Below are 22784 nucleotides of genomic sequence, written 5' to 3' on the forward strand. Positions count from 1 at the left end.
GGTTTCTGAACGTCACGACGCCTCACGTGGTCGCCCGAACCAACCGCCCGCCGAGCGAATCGATCCAGAGGATTCCGAGACCGACGCCGTAGGCCAGCGTGGCCGCGATTCCGACGCCGACCATCAGCAGGACGCCGCCCGGCAGGAGCGAGGACGCGACCAGCGCGCCGACGGCGACCTGTCGCCAGTGGGTTCGCATGGTCCGATAGCGGACGACGCCGCCGTGGTGGAACAGCAGCATCGTCACCGGCACTTCGACCCAGAGGCCGACGCCCACCGTCGTGGCGAAGACCAGCCAGAAGAACGAGGCGGTGCGGTACGCGATGACCATGTCCGCGGCGAGCGCGTCGGCGACGAGGTAGGAGACGACCGCCGGCGCGACGTACCGGTAACCGACGAAGCTTCCGCCGAGGAGGCCGACGGCCAGCACGCCCGCCCAGACGAGGAACACGTCGCGGTTGGCCCGCGCCAACCCCCGCGACTCGATGGCCGGCCACGCGTAGTAGAACAACAGCGGGAGCACCGCGACGACCCCCGCGATGAGACTGACCTTCATCTCGAAGGCGAGCGCCTCGACGGGGTGCAGGAGGACGATGTCAACGTCGCTCGCCCGGAACCCCGCCGGAAGGTGCGCGAGGAAATCGCGCTTGATGGCGCCGATGCCGCCCCCGTAGAGGTAGGTGAACACCAGCGCGACCACGGTCATGAACGCGCCGACGAGTCGAAACGACTTGCTCCTGAGGCTGCCGACGACGAACCGGAGGTCGTAGTAGTAGCCGCCGATGTCGTCCTCGGTCGTCTCCTCCTCGGCGAACGCCGCCGCCATCCGGCTCGCGGTTCGCTCGACGGTGTCGGGCACGCCGGCGTCCTCTCCCGTTCGGTCGGCGACTCGTCCGTCGGACTCGTCGCGTTCGTCGAACCGGTCGAGAAGCGCTTCCGCCGTCTCCGAATCGCCTGCGTCGAGCGCCGCGTCGGCGAGTTCGAGGGCCTCGTGTTCCGTGAGGTCGGCGAACGCTTCGGGCGGCGCGGCGCGGACTCCCGCCGCGTCGAGCGCGGCGAGGTCGATTCCGTCGGTATCGGGTCGTCCGTACCGTCGAGCGCGACCGCTCCACTCCACGATTCTCGCGCACCCGATACCGACGAAGTACAGCGCGCTCATCGGTATCGCCACGAGCGACATCGAGAAGGGGTCGGGCGACCCGTTCGCCATCGAACTGACGACGACGATGGCGAAGACGGCGTGTCGCCAGTAGTCCCGGAACAGGTCGGCCGAGACGACGTTCGCGTACACCAGTCCGCCCATCACGAGCGGGAGTTCGGCGGTCAGCCCCAGCACGAGCGTCAGCAGGAAGACGAACTGCGTCCACTCGACGATGGAGTAGGTCGGCTGGAACCCCGCCGCTATCGCGTTGGTGATGAGGAATCCGAACAGCAGGGGAAGGAAGACGACGTAGGCGTAGACGACTCCGCCGACGAACAGGCCGACCGCCAGCGCCGCGACGAACAGGTGCGTGCGGCGGCGACCCGGGAACGAGACCCCTCGTTCCCGGAGTTTCCACCGAGAACGATACAGAATCCACCCCGCCGCCGCCAGCAGCCCGGCGAACAGTCCGATCTTCGCCTGCAGGAGTACCACGTCGAACGGCGTCACCGCGACGACGACCGCCTTCGTTTCGAGGAGTCGCCGCGCGAGCGCGGGCCACACCCAGAGGCGAAGGGCGTAGAACGTCGCCAGAAATACCGCGACGAAGACGACGAACGCTATCCGCAGTTCCGACCGCACGCTCCGCAGCGCGGTACCCAACACTCCCTCGAACCCGAAGCTCTCGTTTTCCCCCATTGGAACCCCCGCGTAATCGCGGTGGTTAGTTCGTCACGCTCGGCTATCAACTTTCCTCGCGTTTCCTCGTTCACGGGTCGCTTCGCCCCGCCCACCGAAGCATATCGGCGAACTTCAGCGCCGACTCGTGACGGTCGTCGGGTCCGACGCCGTGGCTCTTCGGAGCGCGTCGCCGAGAGTGGCGTCGCGCGATTCGATACGTTCGATGGCTTCGACTCTCCCGTGGCCCGTCAGGAGTTCCGCCGCGAGCAGTCCGAGGTCGCACACGTCGTCTTCGGAGGTCCCCACCGACCCGGCGCGGTATCGCCACTGCTCGTTTCCGTAGACGGAGAGCGCGTGGACGGCGCTGTTTGTTCGGGCGTACAGCATCCCGCCGACCACCTCAGTGATGTTCGCCGCTTCGCCGGTGTTAAACGTCCACGATATCGTCGGTTCGGGCGCGGACGAACGGGCCGGATTCGACGGGTTCCAGAGGGGAACGCTCGCCCCCGCGCTTCGCACGAACTCCCGTCCGGTCGGCGAGTCCTCCCGTCCGCGCTATCCGCACCTCACGATTCGTCTATCGTCTCGATGACTCGCTGGGAAAAGTCCACCTCGGAAAGGTCCTCGCTTTCGAGCGCCCCGGAGCCACTCGGCCTCGGTTCGCCAGCGACCTACCCGCTCGCCGTCGAGGTCGGTCACCGACCCGCGGAGGTTTCTCGGCGTTTCCGTCAGGTCGCGAACCGCGTTGATGACGCGCCCCACCTCCCGATGCGGCACCGCGTCCGTTCGCCCGGCGGCGATGGACTCGTACTCGATGTCGATTCGCTCCTCGTCGTACTCGAGCGACGTGACGTAGACTCCGTGGCTCATCAGTCGCGCTTCGAGTCGGTCGGCGTCGAAACCCATGCCCGGGAGCGCGTCGTCCATCGGCAAAGGGATTGCGCGAGGACTTCGAAGCCGAAACGGGCGGGACGTTTTCGGTTCGAACTCCGTTCGGACGCCGCTACGCGTTCGACGATTCGGGCCGCCCGGAGCGACTAACCGCCGGGCGCTCGAACCGACTCCACCGCGTCGAATCGGCGGGACCGAACCGCGACCGCAGCGTCGCAACAGACCTCGCCGACGCGACCGGGGGTGGGATATTCGATGACGCTACGAACCGACTTCGAACGGCGGGGGTGCGGACGCGACGGAACCGAACGACGAACCGACCGAGGAGGGTGCGTGCGGGACGACTTCGGAGGAACCCGATGACCGAGCCGTCGCGGAGGGACGTGCTCTCGGGTCTGCTCGCTGCCGCCGCGGGGTCGGCCGCGGCCGAGTCCGGTGGAGCGTCCCGGCGGCAGTCCCGGTTTCCGGACACGGTCGTCACCTCGCGGGAACAGCTAGAACGCACCTTCGAGAACCTCTCCGCCGGGGAGACCGTCTGGATCAGCGACGAGGGCGCGCCGTACCGCACCACGCGGTGGCTCGACGTCGACGTCGACGGGGTGACCGTCGTCGGACCGGGCGTCCGGCGACTCGTGATGCCCGCGGACGGGGCGAACGTCGGCGGAATCCGAATCGGACACAACGGTCGCTGCGAGAACGTCGAGGTGCACGGCGTCGGCTACCACGGCAATCCCGACGGACAGCGTCCGAGCGCCAAGCGACTCCACGGGTTCGTCGTCCGCGACGCGACCGCGGTCCTGCTGTCGGGCAACTCGACGACCCGAACCCACCCGTACCACGAGCACAACACGGGCGGGAGCGGCATCAGCGTCGAGCGCCGGGCCACGGACGTCGTCGTCGCGAACAACTACGTCTACGACGTCGGCGACCGGGGTATCCAACTCGCCGGCGACCGCATCGCGGTGGTCGGCAACACCGTCGTGAACGGTTTCGACCACTCCGTCGCGCTGGACGCGTGGGTGCCCGACGAGCGCCACGCCACCAACGTCCTCGTCCGGGGGAACGTGATGGGCGGCAATCCGCAGGGCGCGCTGGTCGGCGCGAGCGGGGGTCGGCAGGAGTCGAACGTCGGTTACTTCGACGTCTCGAACAACCTCGGCTTCGGCGAGCACAAGTCGCTGTGTCTCGTCGGCTTCGGGCAGGCGCTCCGGGGTATCCAGATAGCGGGTAACGTGAGCGTCCAGTCGAAAAAGGGGAAGTTCTCCGGCGTCTCGCTCGCCATCGAGCGCGCCGAGGACGTGACCGTCAGGGGCAACGACCTGTACGACTACGCCGGGCGGGGCATCGACATCGGCGGCGGTATCGAGGACTTCACCGTCAGCGACAACGCGATTTACGACGCGGGCGAGGCCGGGATACGCGTCGCGGGAGCGACGGACGGCGTCGTTCGGGACAACTACGTGGACGGTGCCGGGGGTGCTGGCATCCTCCTCGACGGCGCGCGGTACGTGACCGTTGGCGGGAACCGCGTCCGTCGGGTCGGCGGCGCGGGCGTCGTCTCGCGGAACGCGCCGAACCTCGCCCGTCACCTCATCGCCGACAACTATCTCAAGGAGTTCGGTCGGAGCGACGGAACCTCGCCGGGCATCCTCGTCGGCGACTCGGGCGTGAACGTCCGGCGGAACTACGTCCTCCGGTCGGGAGCGCCCGCGATTGTCGAACGCGGCGGCGCGGGACGGAACCGCTACGAGGACAACTGGGCCGACGCCGACGGACCGAATCCGTGGCGCATCGGTTCTGCGACGTCGGCGGTCGCGGGTCACTCGCCCGCCGTGGACGCGCACCGCGGTCTCACGCCCGACGGCCGGGGAAACGCGATTCGGGTCGAGTTCGAGAAGCCCTACGCCGACCCGCCGAAACTCGCGTTCGGACGGCGCGGCGGCGGCGTTCGGGGCGTGTCGTACGCGACCGACGGGAACGGCGATTTCGTCGGCGCGACGGTGACGCTGGCCGGACGCGGCGGGGTCGTGGACGTCTTCGTCGAGTCCGTCTGAGGGCTCGCCGGATTCGACCATCGCAAGGTGATGCGGGGTCGCGTCTCGGAGAAAACCCTCGTTGCCGTGGATTGGTGGCACGACGCGCGTCGCAAACTTACCCTCCGCGGTTGATCGTGATCGATGGATTCGACCGCTGGATACGGTACGGTCGCTGCGAATTCTACCCCGAGTCGTCGTACGGGCGACCATTTTTTAGGGTGTGACTCGGGACTACGCGCATGGGTCACGATTCCGAACTTGCGGGCCGTATCCAACACACCGAAGTCGGGCCGACCGCAGACCGCGGTCGAATCCTCGACGTCCTCGATGCGTGTCTGGAGTACGGCTTCGACGGAGCGATGGTTCAGCCGTGTTGGGTTCCACTGGCGGCCGACCGACTGGGCGCTACCGACGTGTCGGTCTGTACGGCGCTTGGCTATCCTCTGGGCGGCGACTCGCCGCTCACGAAGGCGACGGGAATCCGCGATGCCGTTGCAGCGGGTGCAGACGAACTGGACGTGATGGCGAACATCGGCTTTCTCAAATCCGGCAAGGATGCGGCGTTTCGCCGCGAACTGGAAACGCTGGTCGAGGCGTCCGGCGATGCGACCATCAAGCTCATGTTGGAACTCGGCGGGCTCACCGACGACGAGGCCGCCCGGGAAATCGAGTACGCCGTCGATGCGGGATTCGACTACCTGAAGAACTCGAGCGGGTTCGGTGCTGGCGGGCGGGCAACCGCCGAGAACGTCGAATTCGTCGCCGAACGCACACCCGACGAGGTCGGAGTAAAAGCAAGCGGCGGCATCAAGACGGCGGCCCAGGCCCGCGCCCTCCTCGACGCTGGCGCTGATCTCCTCGGCGCCTCGAGCGGCGTCGAAATCGTCACGGGAAGCGAAGGCGATGACGGATACTAACGGAAACGCACGCGTCACGGTCGTTGGCTCGTACAATCACGGATTGACGGTATCGACGCCGCGCATCCCCGTCCCCGGAGAAACGGTACTCGGGAGCGATTTCGCGGAGGGTGTCGGTGGAAAAGGCTCGAATCAAGCGGTGGCGGCCGCCCGCCTCGGCGGGGACGCGTCGTTCGTCGGTTGCGTCGGTACCGACCGCTTTGCCGACGACGCGTTCTCGCTCTGGGCGGACGAAGGTGTCGACGCTGCCGTCGACCGTATCGAGGACGAACACACCGGCGTTGGCTTCGTCATCGTCAAAGAGGACGGCGAGAACGCCATCGTGGTTGCCCCCGGAGCGAACTCGCACCTCGACCGCGACGCGGTGGAGGATTCGGCGACGGCCATCACCGCGGCGGACGTCCTCTTCTGCCAGTTGGAAACCACCGACGAACCCGTCGTTACGGCGGGTGAGATTGCCGCCGCGAACGAGACGGAGTTCGTCCTGAATCCGGCGCCGGCACGCGAGGTGCCCGCCGACGTCCTCGCGAACGTCGACGTCCTCACTCCCAACAGGGCGGAAGCCCACGTGCTCGCGGGGTATCCACCGGACGCCGACCTCGACGCGCTGATTCTCGCCGAGAATTTGCTCGAAATGGGGCCAGATGCCGTGGTGCTCACGCTCGGCCGTGACGGTGCACTCGTCGCGACGGCTGAACTGACGAAGCGCGTTCCTCCGGTCGACGTCGACGTCGTCGACACGACGGGCGCAGGCGATGCGTTCAACGCCGGATTTGCCGTCGCTCGCGGCGAAGGAGCGACCCTCGTCGACGCCGCTCGCTTCGGGTGTCGCGCCGGTGGATTCGCCTGCACCGCCTACGAAGTCGTCCCGGCGCTCCCGGACCGGGGGACGGTCGAGACGCTTTGAGGGTGCCAGCGAGCGTTTCACGGGGCGGATGACCCGCGGTCGTTCGTGCGCGTCCGAATCGCGGTCAGTACCTATTTGGCGGGGCTTTCCATACCGCTTCCCATGAGTGACAAGCCTCGTCGGGTTATCATCGACACCGACACCGCCGGTGACGATACGCAAGCGCTCTTGCTCGCGGTGACGTCCGAACGCCTCGACATCGAGGGCGTCACCATCTGCGCCGGCAACGTCGAGTTCGAGTACATGGTGGAGAACGCCAAGTACACGCTCGAATTAGCGGGCATCGCGGACGACGTCACCGTCTACGAGGGTGCACGGGAACCGCTGGTGAAGACGCACGAGTTCGCAAGCTACGTGCACGGCGAGGGTGGCCTCGGCGGCGACCTGTTTCCGGATACCGGCCTCCCCTCCGGAGATATCCACGGAGCCGACTACATCGTCGAGCGGGCGCGGGAGAATCCGGGTGAGTTGACGCTCGTCTGTATCGCACCGCTCACGAACGTCGCACTCGCCCTGCGGAAAGAGCCGAATCTGAACGAGTTGCTCGACGAAGTGTGGGTGATGGGCGGCAACGCCAACTGCCTCGGTAACGTCACACCCGCGGCCGAGTTCAACTTCTGGGTCGATCCTGACGCGGCGAAAATCGTACTCCGGGAGCTCGATGTGATGCTTTTCGACTGGGGCGTCACCGTCCGCGACACCGCGTTCGACGCCGAAACGCTCGCCGACTTCGCCGACCGTTCCGAGACCGAATTATCGGCGTTCTTTACGGAGATTTCCGATTCGGTTCGGGCGTTCAACAACGAGGCACACGGAGAGGATATGACGACGCAACCGGACGCGGGTCTGGTCGCGGGACTCATCGAACCGTCGCTCATCGAACGGACGGGGACGTACCACGCCGACGTCGACGAACGGGAGGGGCTGACTCGCGGGTACCTTTCGGTCGATGAGGACGACGTCACCGGCGGCGACGCCCGGACGACCGTCATCGAATCGTTCGACAACGAGCGATTCCGACGGATGTTCGAAGATATGTTGTTCGAGAACGCCCCCGAGATATCGCTCTAGAGGAGGATCTCCGAAAACCGGTGAAACAGCGTCTCCAGAGGAAAGAACGTTTTACCCTCGAACGACATTCTCCACCCGATGAGCGAGTCCGACGGGCCGAAACAGGTGGACAGCCCGAACTACCACCACGAGAACCACACCGCCGCCCAGACCTGCGGGTGGACGGCCAACGCGCTGCGAGGTGAGGGGAAGTGCTACAAGAACATCTTCTACGGCATCCAGTCCCACCGCTGCATCCAGATGACGCCCGTCGTTAAATGTAACGAGCGCTGCGTCTTCTGCTGGCGCGACCACCGCGGCCACGCCTACGAGTTGGGCGACGTGGAGTGGGACGACCCCGAGGCGGTCGTGGACGCGAGCATCCGCCTCCAGCGAAAGCTCCTCTCGGGGTTCGGCGGGAACGACGAGGTGCCGCGCGAGGTGTTCGAGGAGTCGATGGAACCGCGCCACGTCGCCATCTCGCTGGACGGCGAACCGACGCTCTACCCCTACCTGCCGGAACTCATCGAGGCGTTCCACGACCGGGACATCACCACATTCCTCGTGAGCAACGGGACGAACCCGGAGATGCTGGCGGAGTGCGACCCGACGCAACTCTACGTCAGCGTGGACGCCGCCGACCGCGCCACGTTCGACCGCGTGGTTCGGGCCGTGGACGACGACGCGTGGGAGCGACTCCTCGACACGATGGACGTGCTGGCCGAGAAGGACGAGACGCGAACCGTCCTCCGGACCACGCTCGTCGGCGGGGAGAACGTCGACAACCCGGACTGGTACGCCGCCTTCTACGAACGGGCCGACCCGGACTTCGTGGAACTCAAGGCGTACATGCACGTCGGCCACTCGCGGGGTCGCCTCGACCGCTCGGCGATGTTGGACCACGAGGAGGTCGTCGAGTTCACCGAGAAGGTGCAGGAACACATGCCCGATCACGACGTGCTGAAACAGGTGCCCGCCTCGCGGGTCGCCCTGCTCTCGAAGACCGACGACACGTGGGTGCCGAAGCTGAATAAGGGAAGCGAGTTCTGGGAGCGCGACGCCGTGAGTTGGACGCGATTGGGCGAGTGAGGACCACCGACTCGCTTAGCGGTCGTCGTTCCGCCGCTAAGCGATACCACTCTCGCTCCGCTTCTCGTCGGCGCGACGGGTAGCTCACCGGTTCATCTCCCCCCCATCCGTATCGAAATCGCCGTAAAACCAGTAAATTTAGATGCGATGCCCCGGTATCTGTTACGCCGACTTCCCGATTCGCACCCGCACCATCACGATTCTGTTACGCATCTCGATGCCGATATGCTTAAAGGAGAGAAGCGCACAGTTACGAGTATGTCAGCGACATCGCTCGTGGTCGGATACGACGAACTCGCCGCGCTGAAGCTTCTCGCCCTCGACGGAGCGCTCGAAAGCGAGGTCAAGGTGTCCTGCGCCGACCTCGCGGAGCGCCTGGACGCGTCCAACCAGACGGCCTCGCGCCGCCTCCAGCGGTTGGACGACGCGGGTCTCGTCACCCGCGAAATCGTCAGCAACGGGCAGTGGGTCGCCATCACCGACGACGGCGAGTGGGAACTGAAACGCGAGTACGAGGATTACCGGCGCATCTTCGAAAACCTCTCCGGCGTCGACCTCTCGGGCACGGTGACGGGCGGGATGGGCGAGGGTCGCCACTACATCTCCCTCTCGGGCTACATGGAACAGTTCGTCGAGCGACTGGGCTACGAACCGTTCCCCGGCACGCTGAACGTCGAACTGACCGCGGAGAGCGTGCGCTCCCGGTCGGCGATGGACGCGCTCGACCCCGTCCCCATCGACGGATGGGAGGACGGCGACCGAACCTACGGTCCGGCGGTCTGTTACCCCGCCGCCGTGGAGACGACCGACGGGAAGTCCTACGAGCGGGCGCACGTCATCGCGCCCGAACGAACGCACCACGACGAGGGCCAGTTGGAGCTCATCGCCCCCGAGAAACTCCGCGACGAACTCGGACTGGACGACGACGACCACGTCACCGTCCACGTCGAGGAGGCACCATGAGCCAGACGGCAGCCGTAACGGTCGAGCGGGCGGTCGAAGCGTTCCGCGACGGGTCACCGCTGCTCGTCCACGACGCCGCCGACCGCGAGGGCGAAACCGACCTCGTCTACCCGGCGGAGGCGATCACGCCGGAAGCGGTTTCGCGCCTCCGAAACGACGCCGGAGGGCTGATCTGCGTCGCACTTTCGCACGACGTGGCCGAGGCGTTCGACCTGGCCTACTTGGACGAAATCATCGACCACCCCGCGAGCGAGGGACACGACCTCGGCTACGACTCCCGGTCGTCGTTCTCGCTCACCGTCAACCACCGCGACACCTACACCGGCATCACGGACGACGACCGCGCGCTGACGATAACCGAACTCGCCGCCGCGGCGAACGCTCCCCGCGAGATCGACTTCGCCGCCGAGTTCCGCGCGCCGGGTCACGTTCACCTCCTGCGCGCCGCTCCCGCCCTCCTCGCTGAGCGACAGGGCCACACCGAACTCGGCATCGCGCTCGCGGCGGCCGCCGGCAGCGCACCCGCCGTCGTCGTCTGCGAGATGCTGGACGACCAGACGGGCGGGGCGCTCTCGCCGGAGGATGCCCGAGCGTACGCGGAGCGCCACGCGTTTCCGTATCTGGAAGGGTCGCAGATTATCGAGACGTTGGGGTGAACCGGACGTTTCTCTTTCCGACGACGGTTCGCTCTTTCCCGTGCGAGTTCGCGTCCTTTCGATTTTCGGAGCGGAGTACTAAAACCACCGCAGAATTTGAACCCCTCGAGAATTCAAAACGCGAGACTAATTCTACTAGTATCGGAAGGTTTCTATCATAACCAATCAATTCGGTAGCAATCGTTAAAAGGCGTAACTCGCCTTAAAGTCCCAGTAGACGAACTGTAGCTCTCTATATTAGTAAGTTCGTTAATATTATATACAACTATTGAAAAAGTGTATGTACTTCCATGACACGGAAGATATCACCACATAGCATATCGAGTCAGATGCAGCGACGTGACTACCTAAAGAGCATCGGCGTGCTCGGTGCCGGTGCTGCTCTCGCTGGCTGTTCTACTAAGAGCGACGACCCTGACACTACCGGAACGTCCTCCGGCACGCCCTCCGAAGGAGACGCGAACCCCCCCGAAGACGTCGAGGTCGGCGGCACGTGGATCAACGGTCTCACCAGCGACGCGAAAACGCTCGTCCCGTTCCTTTCGGCGGACGAAAGCTCCTCGGAAGCCCTCATGCGCATGGTGGATTGGGGTGCGACGATGGACGAGGCCCAAGAGATGCAGGGCCTCTTTTTCGAATCGTGGAAACAAAACGACGCGAACGACCAAATCACGTACAAACTTCGGGAGAACCTCAAGTACGGCGGCGACTACGGTCAGCTCACCGCCGACGACTACCTGTTCACCATCGAGAACCTCCACAGCGTGAAAGAGAGCTGGACGGGATACTCGTACGCCGACCAGTTTTACATCAACGGCGAACCGATAGAGCTGGAAAAGCTCGGCAAGTACGAGTTCCGGGCGACGCTTCCCCAAGCGCGAGCGAACTACAAGTACAACGATTACATTTCGTACATCACTCCGCTTCCGCAGGACCTACTGAAGAAGTACCTCCCGTCGTTTCAGGACGACTCGAAGAAGGCCAAGGAGAACTTCGTCCAGAGCATCAAGAAGGACTCTGAACTCCAGGACGGGAGCTGGACCGGCAACCTCGGCGCGTTCAACCTGAAAGATTGGAAGCGCCAGTCGAAGATCGTCTTCGAGCGCAACTCCGACTACTACCTCGCCGACGCCGACGACTACCACGACGACATTCCGTTCTTCGACAAGTTCGTTATTCAGATCTTCAGCGAGGAGTCCACGATCACGTCCGCGCTGAAAAACGGCGGCGTCACGAGCGCCGGCATCGACGAGTTCAAGGCGGAACAGTTCAAGCAGCACCCTGAGGTCCAAGTCTGGCACAGCCGATACGGCGAGGGCCTCTTCTACGTCAGCCTCAACCACCGCATCAACAGCTGGGAAGGCCTTCGAAACCAGGAGGTTCGTCGGGCGATGGCCATGTCGCTCGACAAGAACGTCATGGTCGACCAGATCGCGCAGGGCTACGCCGACCCGGCCCACACGTGGTCTCCGGTCTGGGGACCGTACTACGACGAGAACGGCGTCTGGAAGCCCAACGGTCCGCGTATTGAAGCGGCGAAGACCAAGATCGAGTCCGCCCTCTCCGGAAAGGGCTACAAGTACAACGGCGACAAACTCGTCGACTCCAACGGCGACCAGGTCGAACTGAAACTCGTCTGGCTCACCGGTTCGAAGTCCGTGAAGCTCACGAAGGACTACCTCAAACAGCAGTTCGGTAAAATCGGCATCAAGGTCGTCCTCGAAGGCGTCGGCTGGACGACGCTCCTGGGCAAGTACGCCGCCAACTCCCACAAGAATCTCCCCCAGAAGTGGCGGAGCAACCTCGACGAGAGCGGAGAGCCAGCGTACTCCGCCGGACCGTACAACGGCGGTCCGTGGAACCAGTCGGTCTCCGAGAAAGACTGGGACCTGATGACCGGTATCGGCTTCGACCACGGCGCGTACAGCCCGTGGTCGGTCATCAAGATGCAGTTCTCGAAGGAAGGGTCGTTCAACTGGTTCGGTCTCGACCCCGATATCGACGTCGCGAAACTCTGTGACGAAGCCGCGGCGGCCGCGACGCGGGGCGAGACGAAACGGAAGCTCCAGAAGGCCCTCGTCTACCTGAGCAAGTATCAGCCGGTTCTATTCACGCAGTCCGAACACGCGCTCACGGGCTACCGAAAGAAGGTCGGCGGTCTCGAACCGGCGAAGAACTTCTTCACGGAAAACTCCGTGAACCGGGAGCTCTACTTCGAGAAGTAATCCCGAGCCAAATTCAATTTTACGTGATAAGCATGTCGCACGCAATTTTACGGTGATACCATGGCAATGTACGCATATATCGGAAAGAGACTACTGTGGTCCGTCTTCGTCACCTGGTTCGCGCTGACCATCGTCTTCGGCGTCGTCCTCATCTCGCCCAACACGGGCAAGATGCAGGCGTCGTTCCAAGCGGCGCAGGCGGGGTCGAGCATCGAAGACGCCCAAGCGGCGTACGAGGCGAGAAACGACCTCGATCGCCCCGTTCACGAACGCTACCTCGATTACATGAAGAACATGGCGACGGGGAACTGGGGGTGGAGTACGACGCGCAACCAACCCGTGATGACGGCGATGGGAGAAGCGTGGCCGTATTCGGCCCAAATCATGATCCCGTCCACCATCATATCGGTGTTGGTCGGGTTCGCCATCGGAACGTACACGGCGATCCACCAGCACACGTGGAAGGACTACGTCGGTTCGTTCATCGCGTTCTTCGGAATCAGCGTCCCCAACTTCTGGTTCGCTATCATGGCGATCTTGGTCGTCATCGTATGGGGGAGCGACCTGGTCATCCTCGGCTTCCCGCTCGATAACATCCTCCCGCGGGCGTACTACAACACGAGCATCGAACTGGTTTCGCTGGCGAATTTCGCCCAGATCGTCATTCCGATCTTCGTCACGTCGACGGCGCTCATGGCGGGACAGATGCGGTACGTGCGCGCCGAAACGCTCGAGTACATGGAGCGTCAGTGGGTGAAAGCCGCGAAGGCGAAGGGCGCGAACAACTGGCGAATCATGACGCGCCACGTCCTCCGGGTCGCTATCATCCCGCTCGTGACCATCCTCGTCGGGGACGTTCTCGCTCTCCTGTGGGCGGGGGCGTTCTTCGTCGAGATTATTTTCCAGATTCCGGGCATCGGACTGCTCGGTTACAAGGCGTTCACGACCCAGGACACGTCGCTCATCATGGGCGTGACGCTCGTGGGCGTGTTCCTGGCCGTGATCGGCAATCTATTGCAGGACATCGCCTACGTGTGGCTCGACCCGCGGATCAACTACGGTGATCGGACGTGAGTACCGGTACCGACACCGACGTCGGCACCGCGTCGGCCGCGACGCAGTCTGCGCGCGACCTCCCCGACATCACGTTCGACCAGGTCGACTGGAGCGAGTACGAGACGGAGGGAATCGACTTCACGCCGATACTCATCGCGGAAATCGCAGCGTTCGGGCTCCTCACCGGGCTGTTCCTGTACGATTACTTCGTCGTACCGAACGGCGAGGCCACCCTCACGTGGCCGTTCGTGTGGGACGTGACGAAACTGGATTACACGTTCATACTGACGGTGCTCGGGTTGTTCTTCCACGGGGTCGTCCCCGCCTACAAGAACAAGCGCCTGACGATGTACTACTGGCAGGAGTTCAAGAAAAACAGGGCCGCCGTCATCTCGTTGGCGTATCTCGGAGTCCTGTTCGTCGTCGGGACGGTCGGGCCGTTGCTGATAGAAAAACCCGAACTGAGTTTCTCGACGATGACGCACCCGCCGGTGGGGATCACCGCCGCACCGACGGGCGAGGCGATCACCGGGACGTGGGCCCACCCGCTCGGAACGGATCAACAGGGGAAGGATATCCTGAAACTCATGATATTCGGAGCGCGAGTCAGTCTCGAAGTCGGGCTCATCGGAATGCTCATCCTCATCGTCATCGGAACCACCGTCGGTGCGACCGCCGCGTTCTTCGGCGGTCTCGTCGACGAGGTGCTGATGCGGTACGTCGACATTCAGATGACGTTCCCGGCGTTCATGCTCCTCTTGCTGTTCGTCTACCTGTTCGGTGGGAGCCTGTTCATGGTCATCCTCCTCTACGGCGTCCTGAGTTGGGAGGGGACGGCGCGCCTCGTCAGGGGCGAAGCCTTGCAGAAGCGCGAGGAACCGTTCATGAAGGCCGCCAAGACGTTCGGTGCATCGAACCTCTACATCATCCGCAACCACCTCGTGCCGAACGTCTCTCGAACCGTCGTCACGAACGCGACGCTCATCATCCCCGGCTTCATCATCGCCGAAGCGGGACTCTCGTTCCTCGGACTCGGCGACCCCGACGCCATCTCGTGGGGACAGGTGATTTCGAGCGGGCGGTCGGTGCTCGACTCGGCTCCGTGGATAGCGACCATTCCCGGTATCGCTCTCTTCGTAACGATTCTCGCGTTCAACTTCGTCGGGGACGCCGCACAGGACGCGCTCGATCCGAGGAAATCAAACTAATCATGACAGAACCACTACTTTCCGTCGAGAACCTGAAGACCCACTTCGAAACGGACTCCGGGCTCATCCGGGCCGTCGACGGCGTGAGCTTCGAGGTGAACCGCGGCGAAACGGTCTGTATCGTCGGCGAGTCCGGCAGCGGTAAGTCGGTCACCAGCGAATCGGTCACGCGATTGTTCGAGTCACCGCCCGGAAAAATCGCCGACGGTACGGTGACGTTCGACGGCCACGATATCACCGCGGCGACCGAAGCCGAGCTTCGGTCGCTCCGCGGCAGTCGCATCAGCTACATCTTCCAGAACCCGCAGGGGGCGCTCAACCCCGTCTACACGGTCGGCACGCAGATCGTCGAGTCGCTCCAACTCCACACCGACCTTCGCAAGGACGAGGCGCGGGAACGCGCCATCGAACTCCTCGACCAGGTCGGTATTCCGGAAGCGACGACTCGCGTGGACGACTACCCGCACGAGTTCTCCGGCGGGATGAAACAGCGCGTCGTCATCGCCATGGCGCTCGCGTGCCAACCGGACCTGCTCATCGCGGACGAGCCGACGACCGCGCTCGACGTGACGATTCAGGCCCAGATTCTGCGCCTGCTCGACGAGCTTCAAGAGGAGTTCGACATGAGCGTCCTCCTCATCACCCATGACCTCGGCGTCGTCGCGGAAGTCGCGGACCGCGTCGTCGTCATGTACGCGGGAAAGGTGATGGAGCGAGGTGACGTGTTCGAACTCTTCGACAATCCCGCGCATCCATACACGAAGGCGCTGCTCGAGTGCCTCCCGGGGGAGGGAGAGATGGAGGCGATCGGTGGCGCACTCCCGAGCCCCGCAAACCCGCCGAACGGCTGTCGGTTCCATCCCCGCTGTCCGTACGCCGTCGAGGAGTGCGCGGTCGGCGACCAACCGCCGCTGCACGACGTAGACGAGTCGGCCGACGACCACGTCGCGGCCTGCCTCTACTTCGGCGACGACTACGATCCGTCGGTCGTCGGATACGGATCGGACGAACCATCGCGGGCCAAAGCCGACGGAGGTGTCCGCGAATGAGCGCGGACGATTCGATCCTCGAAGTCAGGAACTTGAAAAAGCACTATCCGGTGAAAGGCAACTTCCTACAGGGAGAGGTCGGCAGGGTCAAAGCCGTCGACGGTATCAGTTTCGAAGTCAGTGAGGGCGAGACCGTCGGCCTCGTCGGCGAATCCGGCTGCGGGAAGTCGAGTGCCGCCGAGAGCATCATCCATCTCGAAGAGCCGACGAGCGGCGAGATACTCTTCGACGGGAAAGACGTCTCCGAGTTCACCGACCGGGAGTGGAAGCGATTCCGTCGGAACGCTCAGATGATCTTCCAGGACCCGGATTCGAGCTTCGACCCGCGGATGAGCATCGGAGAGTGCGTGGCGGAACCGCTGAAGATTCACGGAATGCGAGACCGGGCGAAGCGTCGCGCCATCGTCGAGGATCTCCTCATGCGCGTCGGTCTCACCCGGGAGGACGCCGACCGCTACCCGCACGAGTTCTCCGGCGGGCAGAAACAGCGCATCGCCATCGCGCGGGCGCTCGCGACGAATCCGAAGTTGATAATCGCCGACGAGCCCGTCTCGGCGCTCGACGTATCCATCCAGGCCAACGTTCTCTCCCTGTTGAACCGGCTTCAAGCGGAGTTCGGTATCGCCATCGTCATCATCAGCCACAATCTGGGCGTCGTTCGAGAAGTCTGCGACTACGTGAACGTGATGTATCTCGGCGAAATCGTCGAGTCCGGGCCGACCGACGCGGTGTTCGAACGGCCGCAACACCCCTACACGCGGGCGCTCCTCTCGTCGATGCCCACTCCCGATCCGCGCCGGCGGGGACAAACAGTCGAACTCACCGGGGAAGTGCCGGATCCGTCGAATCCGCCGTCCGGCTGTCGATTCCATACCCGATGCCCCGAAATCATCCAACCCGACGGGTACGACTTCGAACAGTCGAACTGGCGGGCCGTCATGAACCTCCGGGTTCAGCTCCAGACGAAAGGTATCGACCTCGACGCGGTTCACGAGTTCATCGAGGCGGAGCACGACAGACCCGTCGCGGAGCTCGACGATTCGACGAGTATCGTCGGGAACGTCATCAGGGACGAGTTCGAGATTCCCGAGTCGCTCTCGGATTCGCGCGCCGACGACGTCCTCGACAGGGCGCTCGCACACGTCGCGAACGAGAACCAAGAACGGGCCCGCGAACTCCTCGCCAAGGAGTTCCACACCGTCTGCGAGGATACTCACCCCGAACTAGGGGAAACGAAGAGCGAGACGGTGGCCGCGTGCCTCCTCCGAGACGACTCCGGCACCGAACGCGACGCGATAGAGGCCGGGGACTAACCCACTTCTGTCTCTCGAACGGTGAACCGGATGGGAACATTTTTTATGTAGTGAAAGGTGAGGATAGGTGCGGAAAGCAGGGGTTTATCGAGTTGCGTCGCCTAACCTCCTGCCTTCCATTGCTTACTTTAGCGTCGTCCCACTCGGAGGCACCACCGCAGCTCGGGCTCTCTCGTCCGCCGGACGTCCCGGTCGACGACCGGCGCATCGATCACCCGTCTTCGGGGCGCGGTAACGCGACGAACTGTGGCTTTTTGATGCTAAACGGGTCGTAGATCGATTGGTGGCACGCACAGTACACCTCGTCCGCCGCGCCGAACTTCGTACTCTGCGTCGTGCCTTTGAAGGACGGCACGCAACAGAAGTGTGTGCACTTGTCGAACCACGCCATGAATCCCCGTTGCGTGCTCGCCTCGAGCCACTCGTCGCTCCGTGCCGACCGTTCGATTCGCGGACTGCGGAGCACTTGAACCGGTATCTCCTGTCCCCCTTCCGGCGTCCGCCACTTCGCCATCGCGGGTTTTCCGAGTCCAGATTTACCGACCGCGTTGCCCCACGTCTCGTAGTCGCTGAAGTGCTCCGCTTTCAGCGGCTCGCCGCCGGAGAGGCGTTCGCGTTGCCACGCGTACTCCTTCGGTGGATTTTCGACCGAGCGGAAGACGTTATCGACGTCCGCATCCGGCTCGAGTCCCTCGTAGGTCTGCGCGCCGCAGTACTGGAACCACTCGGACGAGTAGGTGATACCGCCGAGTTCCATTTCGGCCTTCGTCACGGTTTCGCCGGCGGGGTTCTGCACCTTCTTGATATCGGGCCAGCGACCTTCGAGCGTGCCATCGTCGGCGATTTCGACGGGGATCTGCGGCATCTCGCGCGGCGCGGGTCCGTCGACGTTCTCGATGCCGTAGTACTGGACCGTCCCCCGCCCTCACCGGTCAGGGAGGTCGTAGATTTCAGCGAAACAGCCCCCGCGGTGCCGAGGGCGGCGAGCGTCGAACTGCCGACGACGCCTTTCACGAAGCGTCTCCGACCCGAACCGTCGGGGTACTTATCGTCGGAGGGCATGTCGTCTTACGATCGGCTCTCGTTTCGCATACTTTCACGGCGTGAATCTCGGCGGGCGATAATGACAAAAAGAATTAAATAATATGGGAGAAAGTGAAGAAATCGAACGGATTTCGATACGACGCCGCACCGAACGGACCCGATACGAGCGTCTCGTTCACGCCGTCACGCGACCACCGATCGTCACGTTCGCGACGGAGCACGATTTCGACCGGTTATTCGGGGAGTACTCCTCTCCGAACGTCCGGAACTAATCGCCAAAACTCATTACCGTGGCCTTCGATGGGACGATTGTATGAGCTTTGATGAGATGGACGTGGACACCATCTGGATGAACGGCGAGTTCGTCGACTGGGACGACGCGAACATCCACGTCCTCAGCCACGGATTACACTACGGGACGGGCGTGTTCGAAGGGGTGCGCTGTTACGACACCGAGAACGGTCCCGCTATCTTCCGGTGGGAAGAACACTTAGAGCGTCTCTACAACTCCTGTAAGCCGTACGATATGGATATCGAGTACGATCCGGAGGAACTCACGGAGGCGACGCTCGAACTCCTCGATCGGCAGAATCTCCGCTCCTGCTACATCCGGCCGATCGCCTACTACGGCTACCACAGTCTCGGCGTCAGTCCCGGCGACTGTCCGACCGACGTGGCCATCGCCGCGTGGCCGTGGGGCGCGTACCTCGGCGAGGAGGCGCTCGAAAACGGCGTGAAGGTGATGGTCTCCTCGTGGCGCAAACACTCGTCTAGCCAGATTCCGACGAACGCCAAGACGACCGGCCTGTACGTCAACAGTCTGCTCGCCGGCGAGGAAGCCCGGCGCAACGGATTCGTGGAAGCCATCGTCCTGAACAAGGAGGGCAACGTCGCGGAAGGTCCCGGCGAGAACATCTTCCTCGTCCGCGACGGCGAGATATACACCCCCGGACTGGCCGAAGGCATCCTCGACGGCATCACCCGCAACAGCGTCATCACGATGGCCCGCGAGATGGGCTACGACGTCAACGACAACGCGACCATCAGTCGCGGCGAACTTCACACCGCGGACGAACTGTTCTTCACCGGCAGCGCGGCGGAGGTCACCCCCATCCGGCAAGTGGACAACGTCGAAATCGGCAACGGAAGTCGCGGCCCCGTGACGGAGGAGATACAGTCGCGCTTCTTCGACCTCGTGAACCGGCGCATCGACGATCACGAAGAGTGGTTCACGTACGTCTAAAGGCCACCTTTTTGCGGCGTCGAGTGTCCCCGCTCAGGAGACGCTTCCGTCTCCTTCGCTGCGGGCCCCGTTCCGTGTGAAAATTCGGACCAAAAAGGACTTCTCCCTTCGGTCGCTCGCATCTTCGAGTCGCTTGTGCCTCACCGAGACGGAACGCGCTCAGTCCGCCTTTTCCTCGAATAGCTCTTCGACGATTTCGGTTACTGCCGCATCCTCCGCTATTGGGTATTTGAACCCCAACTCTCCTCCGACCTCCTCCGCCACCCACCGAAACAGGTCCATCGTGGCGAACAGCGCCCGCCAGAGGTCGTCCGCGTCGTAGCGGGCGAACGCGTCGCCGAGTTCGTCGACCGCCCTGTCGTCGGCCCACTCCTCCAGAAATCGCCCGCCGTGCCACGTGTCCCGGTCGGTTCGAGCGCGGGCGTGCCACCGAATCATCGGGAGCAGGCAGTCGTGTTTCATGTACCCGTCGACGCACCCCATCGCGGTCCATCGCTCCCCGCGTCGAAGTTTCTTCGCGGCCCAGACCGCGTGGTACCAGAAATCGGCGACCGACTCCCGAAACTCCTCGCCCGAAGGGGGTTCCGTTTCGGGTGGAGATTCCGGCACCGCGGCGGCCAGCGCCTCGCCGATACCGCCTTCGTCGTAGGCGACGCGGAAGCCGCGAGCGAAGGTTTCTGCGACCTCGGGGTCGACGTCGCCGCGTTCCATCGCCTCAATTCGCCCGGGGGGAACCAGCACGAAATCCACGTCGAGACCCCCCTCGAACAGAACGCGGCGCTCGGTTCCGTCCCCGGTCGCGGTCGATTCCAGAAACGTCAGCACCGGCGTCCCGAGTTCGGAGAGCCAGTCGGTTTCCGAGAGATAGCCGTCCGGGTCGGTCGTGACGACCACCAGGTCGAGGTCGGACCATTCGTCCGCCGGGCGGCGCTCTCGCGCGCGCGATCCGAGAACCACGATTCCTCGCAGGTCCGGTGCCGCCTCGGCCCGAGCGACGAATCGGTCGAGCAGTCGCTCGTAGGCGGCGTCGGCTTTTCGGTCGGTCATACTGCTCGTGCGACGGTAGAAGAAAAAACGCTGTCGAGAGCGGTTAGCTCGTGACGACGACTTCGCCCTCGGCCACTTCCGGTTCGCGTGCCCGCTCTTCTCCCCGCTCCTCCTCTTCTTTCTTCGCCTTTATCTTCTTCATCCGGAAGATCTCCTCGCGCTCCTGCTCTTCGAGTTTCTGCTCGATGTAATCCTGCGCTTCGTACAGTTCGGGCAGGAGTTTGAACTCCAGCGCGTTGACGCGTCGCTTCGTCGTTTCGATCTCGGTGAGCATCTTCTTCATCGCGGTCTCGACCTCCGCGGCGAGAATGATGCTCTCGATGAGTTCCTCGTAGGCGTCCGCGGTCTCGTCGATGCGGGCGCTGGTTCCGAGCACGCCGTACCCCCGCTCGTCGAGCGATTTCTTGACCTTCGACGACTCGATCTGCGGAACGACGACCCCCATGATGTTCTTCGACTCCGTCGTTATCTCGGGGTGTTCCTGCAGCGCCGCGGCCGCCCCGCGAACCGCCACGTCCCCCTCCATCGCGCGGGCCATGTTGATGGTCTGTTGCGCGCGTTCGTAATCCTCCTCGAGACCGGAGCGTACGTCCTGCGCTTGGTCGAGGATGTCCATGAACTCCATGATGAGGCCGTCACGCTTCTTCTCCAGCGTGCCGTGGCCCCGCTCGGAGAGGTCGATGCGATCCTCTATCTGCATCAGTTCTTTCCGAGTGGGTTTGACGTCCTTAGCCATCTTGCTTGATGGTAAAAACTCGAAGGGGATAATTCTTTACAGTCGGGATTCGCCGCGTCGACGCGCAGCGCACCGAGAACCGACCTCGAACCGCGATACGGGGGCCCTTCGACGATCGAATTTTATATCGATGGGCCGAGAACGTCCGATACCGGTCCCCCCGGACGCCGACCTCGATATGAGTCCACCGCACGACCCCTCCGACGAGAACCGACCGCTCCGCGTCCTCCACTTCGCGGACCTCGAAACCGTCTACGATTCTCCCGAACACGTCGGTCGCCTCGCCGGGCGCATCGACGCGCTTCGAGACGAGAGTACGTTGGTCGTCGGCGCGGGGGACGACACGGCGCTCGGATCGCTCGCGCTCGTCACCGCCGAGGGACGGGCGCAGGCCCGCCCGTTCTTCGAGGCGGTTCGCCCGGACGCCGAGACGTTCGGCAACCACGACCTCGACCCCGGCATCGACCGCGCCCTCGAACTCACCGACGGGACGCCCCAGGAGTGGCTCTGCGCCAACGTTCGGGGTCTCGATTCGGTCGCCCCGTCCGCGCGCTTCGAGGTCGGCGGCCGCCGAGTCGGCGTCGTCGGCGTCGCCCACCCGCAAACGGCCGAGATGTGCGGGGTCAACGTGACGTTCACCGACCCCGTCTCGGCGACGAACCGCGAAGCCGCCGCCCTCCGCGAACGGGGAGCGAAGTACGTCGTCTGCCTCGCGCACCTCGGCGACGACCCGAACTTTGCGGCGGCGGTCGACGTCGACGCGGTGCTCTGCGGACACGAAACAACGCGACGAACTCGTCGCGTCGAAGGCACGCTCCTCGTGCAAACCGGCGGCAACGGCACCGAAATCGCGGAGGTCGTCTTCGACGGCGGCGAGCCGACCGTCACGTTCCACGCGACCGCGGAGGCACCGATCGACCGGAGCGTGGCTGCGACGTACCGCCGTCGTCGAAACGCCGCCGGACTGGACGACGTGGTCGCCACCGTCGCCGACCCCGTCGAGCGCACGGCCGACGTCAGGTTCGGAGGCGAGTGCCGTCTCGGCAACTTCGTCGCGGACGCCTACCACGAGGAGACGGGCGCGGACGTCGGCCTCGTCCACTCCGCGTCCCTGCGCGAAGGGCTGCCGCTCGCAGACGAGGGGACGGTCGCGGACGTACTCGGCGTCGTCCCCTTCGAAACGCCGCTGGTCGAACTCGAACTGACCGGCGGCGACCTCCGCGCCGCGCTCGAATGGAGCGGCGAACCGTTCGGCGACGAGGGCGGGGTCAATCTCCACCTCTCGGGCGCTCGCGTTCGCCTGGACGGCGGGCGCATCGCCGAATTGCGAATCGGCGGTGGCGCGTTCGACGCGGGGAAAACGTATCGCGCGGCGCTGATGAACTACCTCCCGCGGACCGAGTACTTCCCGACCCTGTCGGCGGAGAACGTCGTCGCCGAACGCGGGCCGCAGTACGAAGCGGTGGTCGCGCACGCGAGAGACGGCGGTCTCCGCGTGAACTGCGACGGGAGAATACGGAGAGGGTAAAACC

General features: G+C 64.1%; 19 protein-coding genes and 1 pseudogene. 14 read left to right on the plus strand and 6 right to left on the minus strand.

Annotated features, from left to right (window positions below; all coding sequences use genetic code 11):
* Positions 1-22: 22 nt before the first annotated feature.
* The 3 genes from tatC to LIX00_RS10215 all read right to left on the minus strand — a co-directional run bounded on the left by tatC (position 23) and on the right by LIX00_RS10215 (position 2749).
* Positions 23-1840, minus strand: a complete 1818-nt coding sequence (tatC, locus tag LIX00_RS10205; RefSeq protein ID WP_227353086.1) for a twin-arginine translocase subunit TatC — start codon at positions 1838-1840, stop codon at positions 23-25.
* Positions 1841-1954: 114 nt separating this feature from the next.
* Positions 1955-2341, minus strand: a complete 387-nt coding sequence (locus tag LIX00_RS10210) for a hypothetical protein (RefSeq protein WP_227353087.1) — start codon at positions 2339-2341, stop codon at positions 1955-1957.
* A 36-nt stretch (positions 2342-2377) separates the two neighbouring features.
* On the minus strand, positions 2378-2749 hold the full coding sequence (locus LIX00_RS10215) for a DUF8159 domain-containing protein (protein ID WP_227353088.1): 372 nt from the start codon (positions 2747-2749) through the stop codon (positions 2378-2380).
* Positions 2750-2760: 11 nt separating this feature from the next.
* Between LIX00_RS10215 and LIX00_RS10220 the strand changes: the two genes are divergently transcribed.
* From LIX00_RS10220 to LIX00_RS10275, 12 genes are all read left to right on the plus strand, one after another.
* Positions 2761-4767, plus strand: a complete 2007-nt coding sequence (locus LIX00_RS10220) for a right-handed parallel beta-helix repeat-containing protein (protein ID WP_227353089.1) — start codon at positions 2761-2763, stop codon at positions 4765-4767.
* A gap of 221 nt (positions 4768-4988) precedes the next feature.
* On the plus strand, positions 4989-5666 hold the full coding sequence (gene deoC / locus LIX00_RS10225) for a deoxyribose-phosphate aldolase (RefSeq protein ID WP_227353090.1): 678 nt from the start codon (positions 4989-4991) through the stop codon (positions 5664-5666).
* On the plus strand, positions 5653-6573 hold the full coding sequence (locus LIX00_RS10230; RefSeq protein ID WP_227353091.1) for a ribokinase: 921 nt from the start codon (positions 5653-5655) through the stop codon (positions 6571-6573). Before deoC ends, LIX00_RS10230 begins: the two co-directional genes overlap by 14 nt.
* Before the next feature lie 102 nt (positions 6574-6675).
* Positions 6676-7644 (plus strand): nucleoside hydrolase, encoded by a 969-nt coding sequence (locus tag LIX00_RS10235; protein WP_227353092.1) that lies wholly within the window; start codon positions 6676-6678, stop codon positions 7642-7644.
* A 78-nt stretch (positions 7645-7722) separates the two neighbouring features.
* Positions 7723-8712 carry a 4-demethylwyosine synthase TYW1 gene (gene twy1 / locus LIX00_RS10240; protein WP_227353093.1) on the plus strand — a complete coding sequence of 330 codons (990 nt, stop codon included), beginning with the start codon at positions 7723-7725 and terminating at the stop codon, positions 8710-8712.
* A gap of 258 nt (positions 8713-8970) precedes the next feature.
* Positions 8971-9675, plus strand: coding sequence for a DUF120 domain-containing protein (locus LIX00_RS10245; protein WP_227353094.1), 705 nt, complete (start codon positions 8971-8973; stop codon positions 9673-9675).
* Positions 9672-10331: a 3,4-dihydroxy-2-butanone-4-phosphate synthase gene (gene ribB, locus LIX00_RS10250; RefSeq protein WP_227353095.1), complete on the plus strand. Its 660-nt coding sequence runs from the start codon at positions 9672-9674 to the stop codon at positions 10329-10331. The genes LIX00_RS10245 and ribB overlap by 4 nt, the downstream gene beginning before the upstream one ends.
* A 329-nt stretch (positions 10332-10660) precedes the next feature.
* Positions 10661-12556: an ABC transporter substrate-binding protein gene (locus LIX00_RS10255; protein ID WP_227353096.1), complete on the plus strand. Its 1896-nt coding sequence runs from the start codon at positions 10661-10663 to the stop codon at positions 12554-12556.
* Between the two features lie 60 nt (positions 12557-12616).
* Positions 12617-13630 (plus strand): ABC transporter permease, encoded by a 1014-nt coding sequence (locus tag LIX00_RS10260; protein ID WP_227353097.1) that lies wholly within the window; start codon positions 12617-12619, stop codon positions 13628-13630.
* The gene (locus LIX00_RS10265) at positions 13627-14820 is read left to right on the plus strand and encodes an ABC transporter permease (protein WP_227353098.1); all 1194 of its coding nucleotides are present in this window, start codon (positions 13627-13629) and stop codon (positions 14818-14820) included. The genes LIX00_RS10260 and LIX00_RS10265 overlap by 4 nt, the downstream gene beginning before the upstream one ends.
* 2 nt (positions 14821-14822) lie before the next feature.
* The gene (locus LIX00_RS10270) at positions 14823-15869 is read left to right on the plus strand and encodes an ABC transporter ATP-binding protein (RefSeq protein ID WP_227353099.1); all 1047 of its coding nucleotides are present in this window, start codon (positions 14823-14825) and stop codon (positions 15867-15869) included.
* Positions 15866-17182, plus strand: a complete 1317-nt coding sequence (locus tag LIX00_RS10275; RefSeq protein WP_227353100.1) for an ABC transporter ATP-binding protein — start codon at positions 15866-15868, stop codon at positions 17180-17182. Before LIX00_RS10270 ends, LIX00_RS10275 begins: the two co-directional genes overlap by 4 nt.
* Positions 17183-17393: 211 nt before the next feature.
* Here LIX00_RS10275 and LIX00_RS10280 read toward each other — a convergent pair.
* Positions 17394-18244: pseudogene (locus tag LIX00_RS10280) on the minus strand (ubiquinol-cytochrome c reductase iron-sulfur subunit).
* Positions 18245-18539: 295 nt separating this feature from the next.
* On the opposite strand from LIX00_RS10280, the gene LIX00_RS10285 reads away from it, so the two are divergent.
* The gene (locus LIX00_RS10285) at positions 18540-19469 is read left to right on the plus strand and encodes a branched-chain amino acid transaminase (RefSeq protein WP_227353101.1); all 930 of its coding nucleotides are present in this window, start codon (positions 18540-18542) and stop codon (positions 19467-19469) included.
* 159 nt (positions 19470-19628) lie between these two features.
* Here the strand turns inward: LIX00_RS10285 and LIX00_RS10290 are convergent, their stop codons facing one another.
* On the minus strand, positions 19629-20516 hold the full coding sequence (locus tag LIX00_RS10290; RefSeq protein ID WP_227353102.1) for an aminoglycoside 6-adenylyltransferase: 888 nt from the start codon (positions 20514-20516) through the stop codon (positions 19629-19631).
* Positions 20517-20559: 43 nt separating this feature from the next.
* Entirely contained in the window at positions 20560-21252 is a 693-nt protein-coding gene (locus tag LIX00_RS10295; protein ID WP_227353103.1) for a V-type ATP synthase subunit D, read from the minus strand.
* A 178-nt stretch (positions 21253-21430) separates the two neighbouring features.
* On the opposite strand from LIX00_RS10295, the gene LIX00_RS10300 reads away from it, so the two are divergent.
* On the plus strand, positions 21431-22780 hold the full coding sequence (locus LIX00_RS10300) for a bifunctional metallophosphatase/5'-nucleotidase (protein ID WP_227353104.1): 1350 nt from the start codon (positions 21431-21433) through the stop codon (positions 22778-22780).
* The last annotated feature ends 4 nt before the right edge of the window (positions 22781-22784 follow it).

The sequence above is a fragment of the Haladaptatus salinisoli genome, from assembly GCF_020614375.1.
GTDB classification, from domain to species: domain Archaea; phylum Halobacteriota; class Halobacteria; order Halobacteriales; family Haladaptataceae; genus Haladaptatus; species Haladaptatus salinisoli.

Bases quoted from the DNA above. Each gene is read 5' to 3' on its own strand.
- LIX00_RS10260 (WP_227353097.1), top strand. From the start codon at position 12,617: ATGGCAATGTACGCATATATCGGAAAGAGACTACTGTGGTCCGTCTTC.
- ribB (WP_227353095.1), top strand. From the start codon at position 9,672: ATGAGCCAGACGGCAGCCGTAACGGTCGAGCGGGCGGTCGAAGCGTTC.
- LIX00_RS10245 (WP_227353094.1), top strand. From the start codon at position 8,971: ATGTCAGCGACATCGCTCGTGGTCGGATACGACGAACTCGCCGCGCTG.
- LIX00_RS10230 (WP_227353091.1), top strand. From the start codon at position 5,653: ATGACGGATACTAACGGAAACGCACGCGTCACGGTCGTTGGCTCGTAC.
- tatC (WP_227353086.1), bottom strand. From the start codon at position 1,840: ATGGGGGAAAACGAGAGCTTCGGGTTCGAGGGAGTGTTGGGTACCGCG.
- LIX00_RS10215 (WP_227353088.1), bottom strand. From the start codon at position 2,749: ATGGACGACGCGCTCCCGGGCATGGGTTTCGACGCCGACCGACTCGAA.
- LIX00_RS10300 (WP_227353104.1), top strand. From the start codon at position 21,431: ATGAGTCCACCGCACGACCCCTCCGACGAGAACCGACCGCTCCGCGTC.
- deoC (WP_227353090.1), top strand. From the start codon at position 4,989: ATGGGTCACGATTCCGAACTTGCGGGCCGTATCCAACACACCGAAGTC.
- LIX00_RS10295 (WP_227353103.1), bottom strand. From the start codon at position 21,252: ATGGCTAAGGACGTCAAACCCACTCGGAAAGAACTGATGCAGATAGAG.
- LIX00_RS10290 (WP_227353102.1), bottom strand. From the start codon at position 20,516: ATGACCGACCGAAAAGCCGACGCCGCCTACGAGCGACTGCTCGACCGA.
- LIX00_RS10235 (WP_227353092.1), top strand. From the start codon at position 6,676: ATGAGTGACAAGCCTCGTCGGGTTATCATCGACACCGACACCGCCGGT.
- twy1 (WP_227353093.1), top strand. From the start codon at position 7,723: ATGAGCGAGTCCGACGGGCCGAAACAGGTGGACAGCCCGAACTACCAC.
- LIX00_RS10255 (WP_227353096.1), top strand. From the start codon at position 10,661: ATGCAGCGACGTGACTACCTAAAGAGCATCGGCGTGCTCGGTGCCGGT.
- LIX00_RS10270 (WP_227353099.1), top strand. From the start codon at position 14,823: ATGACAGAACCACTACTTTCCGTCGAGAACCTGAAGACCCACTTCGAA.
- LIX00_RS10275 (WP_227353100.1), top strand. From the start codon at position 15,866: ATGAGCGCGGACGATTCGATCCTCGAAGTCAGGAACTTGAAAAAGCAC.
- LIX00_RS10285 (WP_227353101.1), top strand. From the start codon at position 18,540: ATGAGCTTTGATGAGATGGACGTGGACACCATCTGGATGAACGGCGAG.